This window comes from Streptomyces sp. NPDC056160 (assembly GCF_042268205.1).
Taxonomy (GTDB): Bacteria; Actinomycetota; Actinomycetes; order Streptomycetales; family Streptomycetaceae; genus Streptomyces.
In genome coordinates this window covers 18,880-29,904 of the sequence record NZ_JBHJUW010000106.1, presented here as the reverse complement: position 1 = coordinate 29,904, position 11,025 = coordinate 18,880, and the positions used below count along the sequence as shown (strand labels likewise).

Annotated in this window: 12 protein-coding genes; 3 read left to right on the top strand and 9 right to left on the bottom strand. The window is 74.0% G+C overall.

Annotated features, from left to right (window positions below; all coding sequences use genetic code 11):
- Positions 1–34: 34 nt before the first annotated feature.
- The 5 genes from ACFC02_RS30660 to sigE form a co-directional block, all read right to left on the bottom strand.
- Positions 35–706 carry a hypothetical protein gene (locus ACFC02_RS30660; protein WP_376364279.1) on the bottom strand — a complete coding sequence of 224 codons (672 nt, stop codon included), beginning with the start codon at positions 704–706 and terminating at the stop codon, positions 35–37.
- A gap of 166 nt (positions 707–872) precedes the next feature.
- Positions 873–1,361, bottom strand: a complete 489-nt coding sequence (locus ACFC02_RS30655; RefSeq protein WP_376364276.1) for a sec-independent translocase — start codon at positions 1,359–1,361, stop codon at positions 873–875.
- 237 nt (positions 1,362–1,598) lie between these two features.
- Positions 1,599–3,476 (bottom strand): trypsin-like peptidase domain-containing protein, encoded by a 1,878-nt coding sequence (locus ACFC02_RS30650; protein WP_376364273.1) that lies wholly within the window; start codon positions 3,474–3,476, stop codon positions 1,599–1,601.
- A 139-nt stretch (positions 3,477–3,615) separates the two neighbouring features.
- On the bottom strand, positions 3,616–4,626 hold the full coding sequence (locus ACFC02_RS30645) for a zf-HC2 domain-containing protein (protein WP_376364271.1): 1,011 nt from the start codon (positions 4,624–4,626) through the stop codon (positions 3,616–3,618).
- Positions 4,623–5,327: an RNA polymerase sigma factor SigE gene (gene sigE, locus ACFC02_RS30640; RefSeq protein ID WP_360979101.1), complete on the bottom strand. Its 705-nt coding sequence runs from the start codon at positions 5,325–5,327 to the stop codon at positions 4,623–4,625. Before sigE ends, ACFC02_RS30645 begins: the two co-directional genes overlap by 4 nt.
- A gap of 248 nt (positions 5,328–5,575) precedes the next feature.
- On the opposite strand from sigE, the gene ACFC02_RS30635 reads away from it, so the two are divergent.
- Positions 5,576–6,271, top strand: a complete 696-nt coding sequence (locus ACFC02_RS30635) for an O-methyltransferase (protein ID WP_376364282.1) — start codon at positions 5,576–5,578, stop codon at positions 6,269–6,271.
- 272 nt (positions 6,272–6,543) lie between these two features.
- Here the strand turns inward: ACFC02_RS30635 and ACFC02_RS30630 are convergent, their stop codons facing one another.
- Positions 6,544–6,711 carry a DUF3117 domain-containing protein gene (locus ACFC02_RS30630; protein ID WP_003966491.1) on the bottom strand — a complete coding sequence of 56 codons (168 nt, stop codon included), beginning with the start codon at positions 6,709–6,711 and terminating at the stop codon, positions 6,544–6,546.
- Between the two features lie 393 nt (positions 6,712–7,104).
- Here ACFC02_RS30630 and ACFC02_RS30625 point away from each other — a divergent pair, with 393 nt between their 5' ends.
- A complete protein-coding gene (locus tag ACFC02_RS30625) occupies positions 7,105–7,908 on the top strand; it encodes an enoyl-CoA hydratase/isomerase family protein (protein ID WP_376364268.1) in 804 nt (267 codons plus the stop codon).
- 35 nt (positions 7,909–7,943) lie between these two features.
- Here ACFC02_RS30625 and ACFC02_RS30620 read toward each other — a convergent pair whose 3' ends face one another.
- A complete protein-coding gene (locus ACFC02_RS30620) occupies positions 7,944–8,570 on the bottom strand; it encodes a DNA-3-methyladenine glycosylase I (RefSeq protein WP_376364265.1) in 627 nt (208 codons plus the stop codon).
- The gene (locus tag ACFC02_RS30615) at positions 8,567–8,920 is read right to left on the bottom strand and encodes a DivIVA domain-containing protein (RefSeq protein WP_376364262.1); all 354 of its coding nucleotides are present in this window, start codon (positions 8,918–8,920) and stop codon (positions 8,567–8,569) included. The genes ACFC02_RS30620 and ACFC02_RS30615 overlap by 4 nt, the downstream gene beginning before the upstream one ends.
- 124 nt (positions 8,921–9,044) lie before the next feature.
- Between ACFC02_RS30615 and folP the strand changes: the two genes are divergently transcribed.
- On the top strand, positions 9,045–9,905 hold the full coding sequence (folP, locus tag ACFC02_RS30610; protein WP_376364259.1) for a dihydropteroate synthase: 861 nt from the start codon (positions 9,045–9,047) through the stop codon (positions 9,903–9,905).
- Between the two features lie 157 nt (positions 9,906–10,062).
- Here folP and ACFC02_RS30605 read toward each other — a convergent pair whose 3' ends face one another.
- Positions 10,063–10,821, bottom strand: a complete 759-nt coding sequence (locus ACFC02_RS30605; protein WP_360979071.1) for a TIGR00730 family Rossman fold protein — start codon at positions 10,819–10,821, stop codon at positions 10,063–10,065.
- Between the last annotated feature and the right edge of the window lie 204 nt (positions 10,822–11,025).

Below are 11,025 nucleotides of genomic sequence, written 5' to 3'. Positions count from 1 at the left end.
GCGCCCTTCCTCGTCGTAACCCCCGGCGGGGAGATCAGGCGTACGAGGTGATGTCCTCGACCACGGCGAAGCCCAGCCCGTACGCGCTCATCCCCCGTCCGTACGCCCCCACGTGCACCCCTTGCGGAGTCGATCCGGCGAGCACCCAGCCGAACTCGGACTCGCGGTAGTGGAAGGGGGTCGGCTCGCCGTCCACGGGCAGCGAGAGCGACGTCCAGTCCGGACCGGACAGGTCGTCGGCCAGCACCCACGCCGTCTCGGTCTGCTGCTCCAGCCAGTCGTCGCGCAGGGCGTGGTCCATCTGCATGGGCCAGGTGACGGACAGCAGGCCGACCCCGGCCAGCCAGGCCGCCGAGGAGACGGAGGTGGCCTCCAGGCGGCCGGTGCCGTCGGCGAGCTGCCGTACCGGGTTGGCGGCGACGGTGACGACGACCGCGAACTTCTCCCTGGGATCGTCCGGGGAACCGGACACGAACTCGTTGCGCACCGAGGGCTCGTCGCCGTGCCCGAGGGAACCGTGCTCCACGCAGCCGTCGGCGGAGGTGCCGACCTGCATCAGCCGGCGCGGCCCCGTGAAGGCCTCGTCGAGGCCGTACCACGGGAAGGGCGCCAGCAGGTAGCCGTCGACCGTGCGCCGGGCGGAGGGGAGCGGTTGTCCGCCCTCCTCGGCCGGTGCCTGCGCGACCGCCCTACTTGTCGTCTCCATGTACCCGGACGCCTCCTCGCTCTCGTCGGACCGGCGCGGCCCGCCCCCCATCGGGCGTACTCGTCCGGTCCGCACAACAACTCGGCAGCATATCGACCCCGCCCGGGGCGGCAGGGAACGCGCCCGGGGCGTGGCTCTCCGGAGCGTCGGGTTCAGGCCGTGTGGCTCAGGTGGCGTCCGCGTCGAAGGGCGGGCGGTCGTCCCGGTCCGGGCCCTCGGGCTTCTTGGTCATGTCGACGCGGCCGCCGGCCGGACCCGCCGGGGCGCCCGCGGCCGGGACCGGGGACATCGCGGAAGCGGACGAGGAGGACGAGGCGGCGGAGGAGTCGGCGTCGCGGCCGGTGACCGCGTCCGTGACCTCGGCCATCTCCTTCTTCAGGTCGAAGCCGTTGCGGATCTCCTTCAGCCCCAGGTCCTCGTTGTCCAGCTGCTTGCGGATGAACGTCTTGGGGTTGAGATCCTCGAACTCGAAGTCCTTGAACTCCGGACCCAGCTCCTTGCGGATGTCCTGCTTGGCGCTGTCCGAGAACTCGCGGATCTTCCGGATCGTGCGCGTCACGTCCTGGATGAGCTTGGGGAGCTTGTCCGGACCGAACACGAGCATGGCCAGGACGATGAGCGTCGCCAGCTCGGGCAGTCCTATGTCGTTGAACACCTGAAGCTCCTTGCGATGTCCGTGGTCCTCGGCCCTCGGGTGGTCCGGTCTGTGCGGGTCTATCCGTGGTCCGGGCCGGATCCACGGTACCCGTCCCAGGTGTCGGACCGGTACCGTCCCGCGGTGTCGGGCTCCGTGTACACGACCAGTTTTCCGGCTTGTCCGCGTTGCGGAAGGTCCGCGTCGTCCTGGGCGGGGCACGTGTCGCCGACGGGGCCCGGCCGCAGGGGCCCCGTGTCAGCCGCCGTCCGAGGAGCCGAGGACGAGGGTGACCCGCCGCTTCCTCCCGTCGCGTTCGACGGTCAGGTCCAGGTGGTCGCCGGGGCGGTGGGCGCGCGTCCTGACGATCAGTTCCTCACCCGAGTGGACGCGCACGCCGTCCACCGCGGTGATCACGTCACCGGCCCTGAGGCCGGCCTCGGCGCCCGGGCCGCCCGGCGTGACCGGGGATCCGCCGTCCTTCGCCCGCGCGCCGACCTTGGCGCCGTCGCCCTGGTAGGCCATGTCGAGGGTCACGCCGATCACCGGGTGGCTGGCCCGGCCCGTGTTGATCAGTTCCTCGGCCACCCGCTTGGCCTGGTTGACCGGGATGGCGAAGCCGAGCCCGATGGAGCCCGCCTGTCCCCCCTCCACGTCCGATCCGGTGTCGGCGGAGCGGATGGCCGAGTTGATCCCCACGACCCGGCCGCGGGAGTCGAGGAGGGGGCCGCCGGAGTTGCCGGGGTTGATCGGCGCGTCCGTCTGCAGCGCGTCGACGTAGGACAGGTCGCTGCCGTCGCCCTTCTCGCCACCGGCGGTGATGGGGCGCTCCTTGGCGCTGATGATGCCCGAGGTGACGGTGTTGGCCAGGTCGAACGGGGCGCCGATGGCGACGACCGGGTCGCCCACCCGCACGTTGTCGGAGTTGCCGAGCGGCATCGGCGTCAGCCCGCGCACGCCGCGGACCTGCACGACGGCGAGGTCGTACCCGGTGTCGCGGCCGACGATCCTGCCGCGGGCGGTCTGCCCGCCGCTGAAGGTCACCGATATGTCGCCACCGGAGGCGGCGGGCCCGACGACGTGGTTGTTGGTGAGGATGTGTCCGACGCGGTCGAGCACGAAGCCCGTGCCGGTGCCCTGCTCGCCGGAACCGGACACGTGCAGGGTGACGACGCCGGGCAGGGCGCGCGCGGCGATCCCGGCCACGCTGTCCGGTGCCCGCCCGGCGGGCTCCTTGCCCGCCTGCGGCAGTTCCACGGTGCCGATGCCGCCGTTGCGTTCGAGGTAGGCCCCTACGATCCCGCCGATCACGCCCGCCGCGAGCGCCAGCAGCGCGGCCCCGCCGACGAGGGACCGCCGGAGGCGCCCGCGCCGCTGCTCCGCGCTCGCCGCACCGGTCCCGCTGTGCTGGAACGGCCCGTGCCCCGGCCGCGCCGTCCAGGGGTCGTAGCGCTGCCACGGGCCGGCCGGGCCGGCCGGGCCGTGCGGCGCCGGGACGGGGTCCGGGGCGCCCTGGGCAAAGGCATGGGAAGAGACGTGCGGAGGGACCTGGGGGGCCGGGAGGTGGGCGGAGGCGGCCGCAGGGGCGGGGGATCCTGCCGCCGGGGCCGGTACCGGCGCGGACGGGGGCCGCGGGGCGGCTTCCGGGGCCGCGGTGGGCGTGGGCGCCGCAGCGGGCGCTCCCGCGGCGGGACCCTGCGCCGGAACGGCCCCCGAGAAGGGCGCCGACGTGGCCGCGGGCGGCGGTGTCGGGGTCGTCGGGTGCTGGACCGGTGGGGCGGGCGCCCAGGGGCCCGGTTCGCCGTAGGGCGGGGTGCTGTAGGGGTCGGGGTCGTGCAGGGGCCCGGGGCGCTCGGCGGCGGGCGCGACCGGCTCCTGGCAGGCGGGCGCGGGGGTGGCGCCCGAGAGTTGCCCGGCGGGGCGCTGGAGTTCGTAGTCCCCGTGGTTCGCGTCGTTCCCGTGCCCGTCGTCAGGGGCGAGCGCGGGCCCCGTCGTGCCGGGAGCGGCGTGTGCGGTCGCGGGCGGGTCCTGCGGGGCCGTGGGGGCCGCCATGGGCTCCGCTTCCCCCGGCGGGGTGGGCCGGGGGCGGCTCCACCACCTCGGGCGGGTGGACTTCGGGGGCTTCCCCTCGTTCATGCTCTCCCCACAGGTGCCCGCGGCACGGCTCGTCGGCGGTGGCCGTGCTTCGTCGACCGCGCGCCCGGACGGGTGTCATGGGCGCGACCACCTGGATTCAACCAGGTTCACGGGCCGCCGCGCAGGAGCCTGCCGCCGGTCAGGGCGCCAGGTGCGCGGTGGCGGGAGAAGGCGGACTGGGCGTCGGGCCCGGCGCCGGTGCCGCGAGCAGACCGGGCGCCGTGAGCTGCGGGTCGGCGGACCACGCCGTCAGGGAGATCGGCGGCCGGGTGCCGAGCGGACGTATCAGCGGGGACAGCATCGCGGCCCCGGCGGACACGGGAGCCGTCAGCATGTGCGCCACGTCCGTCACCGGTACGGCGGCTTCCGGTGGGGGCACGCCGGGCAGCAGGGGCGCGGACAGCGACGTCGCCGCCGCCGGTCCCGCGCCGGTCGACCGCTGGATTGGCAGGGGCGCGCTCGGCGCTTGGCGGCGCCGTGAGGCCTCGGGCCCCACCGCCGCCGCGCCGGCCGGACGCGCCGGGGTCACGTTGCTGCCCGTACCGGAGCCGCCGCGCGCCTCCGCGGCCGTGTCGCCCGCGGCGCCGGTGGTGACGCCGCCGAGGGCGACCGCCGCCAGCGACACCGCACCGGCGGCGACGAAGGCGAAGCGGAGCCCGCGCGAGGGCGGCCGGTCCGCGTCGGGGCGGCCGACGTGATGGATCCTGAAGCCTTCCGGCCGCTCCGGTTCCGGCTCGGGGGCGAACGGGGCGGCCGCCACGTACCCGAACTCGAACCGCTCGCCGCGCCGCACGCCGAACATCCCGGTGTCCCCGGAGTCCTGCGCGCGCCCGGGGAGACCGGAGAGCCTGCCGGGGAAGCCTCCCGCGCCCAGCGGCGCGCCGCCGTCCGCGTCGCCGCCGCCCGGCAGTCCCTGCAGGCGGGCCAGGAAGCTCTCGGAGGGCGGCGGGGGGGCCGTCTCGGCGAAGACGTTCTTCAGCCGGCGCTGCGCGTCGACCTCCGCCTTGCACTTCGGGCAGGTCGCCACGTGCGCCAGGACGCGCTCACGCGTCTCATGACCTAGCTCCCCGTCCACCAGGGCGGAGAGCCGGTCTCCCAGATGCTGTTCCGCGAAGCCCCTCGCGGCGGGGTTGGATCGGGACCCACTCACGCGGTCGCGCCCCCTCCCCCCAGCGCGGCGACGCGGGGCACGAAGCGGCGCCGCTCGGCCTGCCGGGCCTCGGGCGAACGGTGCGCCAGGGCCTTGCGCAGCTGCGAACGGCCGCGGTGGATACGGGAGCGGACCGTGCCGAGCTTCACGCCCAGGGTCGCGGCGATCTCCTCGTAGGAGAGTCCCTCGATGTCGCACAGGACCACCGCGGCGCGGAACTCGGGCGCGAGGGTGTCCAGGGCCTGCTGGACGTCCGCGTCGAAGTGCGCGTCGTTGAAGAGCTGCTGCGGGGTGGGTTCCTTGCTGGCCAGCCGGTCTGCCGCGTCGTCGCCGAGCGCGTCGAAACGGATGCGCTGCTTGCGGCGGACCATGTCCAGGAAGAGGTTGGTCGTGATGCGGTGCAGCCAGCCCTCGAAGGTGCCCGGCGTGTATGTCGACAGGGAGCGGAAGACCCGGACGAAGACCTCCTGGGTGAGGTCCTCGGCGTCGTGCTGGTTACCGGTGAGGCGGTAGGCCAGGCGGTAGACGCGACCGCTGTGGGTGCTGACGATCTCCTCCCAGGTGGGCGGAGTCCACGCCTGCCCGTCCGCGTCGCTGGAGAAGGTCGCGGTCTGGGCGGGGCCCTCGGCGTGGGTCGGGTCAGCAGCGGTGTCGTTCACGGATTTCGGCCTGCCTGCCGATCCGAGGAAGCGCCGCAGCACTCCTCCCCGATCCCCAGGCGCGGCCGCACCTCCCCTGTCGGCTCTGGTGGTGTCCAGTGGAGCCCCTACCATAGCCACCTCGCCCGTTAGCTCCGGATAAGCGGTTTTACTTGAATTTGACACGCCCTGCCACGGGTCATCCGGCTGCGTCGGCACTTGCTCGTCGTCCCGTTCCATCCCATACCCCCCGTCCGGCCTCCGGTCACGTCGCCCACTGCTCCCCCACCCCTTCAAACGACCGGTCCCATCTGCGGGTTCCCGGCCCCAACGGATACAGTCACGCCCAGGCATCCAGGGGACAGGAGAGGGTCATTACCGGCAACCGGCAGACGAGCTGGGCGTTCGCCGACGCCTATGTCGCCGAGGACGACGCGCTGCACTGGGCCAGGGACCGGGCCGGCGAGGCAGGGCTGCGCTCGGTGTCCCCCGCCGCGGGCGCGGCGCTGCGGTTGCTCGCCGCCACCGTCGACGCGAAGGCGGTCGCGGAGATCGGCACCGGCACCGGCGTCTCCGGCATCCACCTCCTGCACGGGATGCGCCCGGACGGGGTGCTGACCACCGTGGACCCCGAGCCGGAGCACCAGCAGTTCGCCCGGCAGGCGTTCCGGGCCGCCGGGTTCGCGAGCAACCGCGCCCGCTTCATCCCCGGCCGTGCCCTGGAGGTCCTGCCCCGGCTCGCGGACGCCGGGTACGACCTGGTGTTCTGCGACGGCGACCGGCACGAGTTCCCCGACTATCTCGCCGAATCGTTGCGTCTGCTGCGCCCCGGTGGCCTGGTCGTCTTCGAGGGGGTCTTCGCGCACGGCCGGACGGTGGACTCCGGGCCGCAGCCGGCGGAGGTCGTCCGGCTGCGGGAGCTGCTGCGCACGGTGCGCGAGAGCCCCGAGCTGGTGCCGTCGCTGCTCCCGGTGGGCGACGGCCTGCTGTGCGCGGTCAAGCGCTGAGCCGTCCGGCGAGCGCAACCGCCCGGCCCGGACATCCGGCCCCCGGCCCGGACATCCGGCCCCCGGCCCGGACGCCCGGCCCCGTGGCCCGGTGCGCGGATTCCCGGCTCGACCCCGCCCCTCCGACCTCCGCCCCGGCCCCGGCTCCGGCTCCGGCTCCGGCCCCTGACTCCCCGCCCCCGCCCCCGGCCCCCGGCCCCCGGCAGGACAGACAGCGACCCCGGCACCGCGCGCGGTACCGGGGTCACTGAAAGGGTATGGTCGCTTCCGCGTCAGCCGACGACCTTCTTGAGGGCGTCGCCGAGCGCGTCGGCCTCGTCAGGGGTCAGCTCGACGACGAGTCGACCGCCGCCTTCGAGCGGAACGCGCATGACGATGCCCCGCCCCTCCTTGGTGACCTCGAGCGGGCCATCACCCGTCCGCGGCTTCATGGCCGCCATGCTCGTTCCCCTTCCTGAAACCCAGCTCATCGTCAAAGCCGACGGCGCACCGAAAAGGGCACGCGCGCGCTCCACGCCCCAGAACGGCCCAGGACACGCGACACCGGCATCGAACACATTGCTTCCCAGCCATTATCCCGCATCCCAGGACCCGATGACCAACATCGGTCCGCATCGCTTGGGCAACGCGCGCGAGCAAAACCACTCAATTCGGGGATGTGACTGCGATACTGCGCCCCCACGCCCGCGTCCGCCGGCACCCGGCCCACCCGAATTCTTTGACGCAGGTCACACGGCCGCTCCGCGCTCGGGCCGGTGATCTCCGTCATGCTGTCCTTCGGACACAGGACGTACCGAGCGGTACGCCGGAGCCGACACCGGAGGGGATGCGCCATGGCCGACACCGTGCTCTACGAGGTGAGCGACGCTCTCGCGACGATCACGCTGAACCGCCCGGAGGCGATGAACGCGCTGGACATCGCGACCAAGGTCGCGCTCCGGGACGCGGCCGAGGCCGCGGCGGCCGACGAGGCGGTCCGGGCAGTGCTGCTGACCGCCGCGGGTGACCGGGCGTTCTGCGTGGGCCAGGACCTCAAGGAGCACATCGGCCTGCTGGCCGCCGACCGCGAGAGCGGCTCGGGGCAGACGATGAGCACCGTACGGGAGCACTACAACCCGATCGTGCGGGCGCTGGCGGGCGCGGCCAAGCCCGTGGTCGCCGCGGTGAACGGGGTGGCCGCCGGGGCGGGCTTCGGCTTCGCGCTCGCCGCCGACCACCGGATCGTCGCGGACACCGCGTCGTTCAACACCTCGTTCGCCGGGGTCGCCCTGACCGCTGACTCCGGCATCTCCTGGACCCTGCCGCGGGTGGTCGGCGCCGGCCGCGCCACCGACCTGCTGCTCTTCCCGCGCACCGTCACCGCCCAGGAGGCCCTGGAGCTGGGCATCGCCGACCGGGTCGTACCTGCGGGCGAGCTGCGTGCCGAGGCCGAGAAGGCCGCGCGGAAGCTGGCCTCGGGCCCCACGCTCGCGTACGCCGCGCTCAAGGCGTCGGTGGCCTACGGCCTGACGCACTCCCTGGCTCAGACGCTGGAGAAGGAGGACGAGCTGCAGACGCGCGCGGGGAACTCCGAGGACCACCACATCGCCGTGCAGGCGTTCGTGAACAAGGAGAGGCCGCAGTACCTGGGCCGCTGATCCGCGCAGCGCGGCGGCGCCGCTCCCGCGGGCGCTCAGGGGCGGCGCCGTGCCACGCAGTCCGCGAGGTGGTCGTCGACCAGTCCGCACGCCTGCATCAACGCGTACGCCGTCGTCGGGCCGACGAAGCGCAGGCCGCGCTTCTTGAGCGCCTTGGACAGGGCCGTGGACTGCGGGGTGACGGCGGGGACGTCCGCGAGGGTGTGCGGGACCGTGCGGGTGGCCGGGTCCGGGGCGTGGGACCAGATGAGGGCGTCCAGCTCGCCCGGGGACCAGGTGGCGAGCACGCGCGCGTTGGCGAGGGTCGCGTCCACCTTGGCGCGGTTGCGGATGATCCCGGTGTCGGCGAGCAGGCGCTCGCGGTCGGTGTCGGTGAACTCCGCCACCGCGGAGATCTTGAAGTCGGCGAAGGCGGCCCGGAAGCCGGGGCGGCGGCGCAGGATGGTGATCCAGGACAGCCCGGACTGGAAGGCCTCCAGGCTGAGCCGTTCGTAGAGGGCGTCGTCGCCGTGGACGGGGCGGCCCCACTCCTCGTCGTGGTAGGCCACGTACTCGGGCGACGACAGCGCCCAGGGACAGCGCCGTGCGCCGTCCGGGCCCGCGAGCGCGGCGCCGTCGGGCGCCGCCTCGGTCACCGGGCTCTGTGCCGTCGCGTCGGTCACTGCTGGTCCTCCGGTTCCGGCTTGGTCAGGCGCACCGGGGCCGCGGCGGACCGGGCGCCCGCCAGCGCGGTCCGGAGGTCGGCGATCCGGGCGTCGCGCTCGGCGAGTTCGGCGCCGAGGCGGCCGAGGGCGTCGTCCACGTCGGCCATGCGGTAACCGCGGACGGCCAGCGGGAAGCGCAGGCTCTCCACGTCGGCACGGCCCACCGGGCGGTCCGGTGGCAGCGGGTCGTGCAGCCGCTCGGGCCCGGCCTCGGGCAGCGGTCCGGTGCCCCCGCCGCCCACGACCGCGAGGGTCACCGCGGCGACGACGACCGCGAGCGCGACGACCAGGAACAAGAACATCACCATCGCTGAGGTCCCCACGGAGTCCGGAGTCTGTCGTATGTGTCAGGGTCCGATCGTGCCATGCGACGCTGCCGGTTAGGGTCGCAGGCGGCCGAAGAGCGGAACGTACGAGAAGAGGTCACAGCGGATGCTCAGGCTGGGCAGGCGTGAATTCGACGCCCACGAGCCGGTGATCATGGCGATCGTCAACCGGACCCCCGACTCCTTCTACGACCAGGGGGCGACGTTCCGCGACGAGCCGGCCCTCGCGCGGGTGGAGCGGGCGGTCGCCGAGGGTGCGGCGATCGTCGACATCGGCGGGGTGAAGGCCGGCCCCGGCGAGGAGGTGACGGCCGAGGAGGAGGCGCGGCGCACGGTCGGCTTCGTCGCCGAGGTGCGGCGGCGCTTCCCGGACGTGGTCATCAGCGTGGACACCTGGCGGGCGGACGTCGGCGAGGCGGTGTGCGAGGCCGGCGCCGATCTGCTGAACGACGCGTGGGGCGGTGTGGACCCGCGGCTCGCCGAGGTGGCCGCCCGGTACCGGGTGGGGCTGGTGTGCACGCACGCGGGCGGCGCCGAGCCGCGGACCCGGCCGCACCGGGTGACGTACGACGACGTCATGGCGGACATCCTGAAGGTGACCGTGGAGCTGGCCGAGCGGGCGGTCGCGCTCGGGGTGCCGCGGGAGTCGGTGCTGATCGATCCCGGACACGACTTCGGGAAGAACACGCGGCACAGTCTGGAGGCGACGCGGCGGCTCGACGAGATGGTCGCCACGGGGTGGCCGGTGCTGGTGTCGTTGTCCAACAAGGACTTCGTGGGGGAGGCGCTGGACCGGCCGGTGAAGGAGCGGCTGGTGGGGACGCTGGCCACGACCGCGGTGTCGGCGTGGCTGGGGGCTCAGGTGTACCGGGTGCACGAGGTCGCCGAGACGCGGCAGGTGGTGGACATGGTGGCGGCGATCGCGGGGCACCGGGGGCCCGCTGTCGCCCGGCGGGGGCTGGCGTAGGGCGTTCCTCGCCCCCGCCGCCCCTTCCCGTCCCGCACCTGGGGGCTTCGCCCCCGGACCACCTTGCGTGCCCTTTCGGGCGCGCGCCCGGTGGGCGGTCGCGCCCACGCGGCGCAGCCGCACAGCGACACGGACCCGCGACCCCCGCCGGGACGCTCTACTTGCCCGCTTCCTTCGACATCAGGGCCACCGCCTCCTCCACGTCGTCCGTGACGTGGAACAGGGTCAGGTCGGCCTCGGCCGCCTTGCCCTGGGCGATGAGGGTGTGGGTCAGCCAGTCGACCAGGCCGCCCCAGTACGCGCTGCCGAAGAGGACGATCGGGAAGCGGGTGACCTTCTGGGTCTGGACCAGGGTGAGCGCCTCGAAGAGTTCGTCGAGGGTGCCGAGGCCGCCGGGCAGGACCACGAAGCCCTGCGCGTACTTCACGAACATCATCTTGCGGACGAAGAAGTAGCGGAAGTTCAGGCCGATGTCGACGTAGGGGTTCAGACCCTGCTCGAAGGGCAGCTCGATGCCCAGGCCGACCGAGATGCCGCCCGCGTCGCAGGCGCCCTTGTTCGCCGCCTCCATCGCGCCCGGACCGCCGCCCGTGATCACGGCGAAGCCCGCGTCGACCAGTCCCCGCCCCAGCCGCACCCCGGCCTCGTACTCCGGCGAGTCCACCGGGGTGCGCGCCGAGCCGAACACGCTGATCGCGGGCGGGAGTTCGGCCAGTGTGCCGAAGCCCTCGATGAACTCCGACTGGATGCGCAGCACCCGCCACGGGTCGGTGTGCACCCAGTCGGTGGGGGCGCGCTCGTCCAGCAGCCGCTGGTCCGTGGTGCTGGCCTGGACCTGGCTCCGGCGCCGGAGCACGGGTCCCAGGCGCTGCTCCTCCGGTGGCCGCTTCTTGCCCTCCGGGTTGCCTGTCGGCATGTGCGCTCCCTCCACGTGCGGTCGTTCCACCTCAGCGTAGGTCTCCGCGGGCCACGGACGGGGGACCTCAGGACCTCTCGCCGGATTCCCGTCGGCCGCGCGACGCCGTGCACGCACTCTCGCCGCACCGGACGCCGCGGGGCCCGCCCTCCGGGCGGACGACGCGCATTCGACGACAGGACCTGGGCCGGCCGGGTTCGTGAC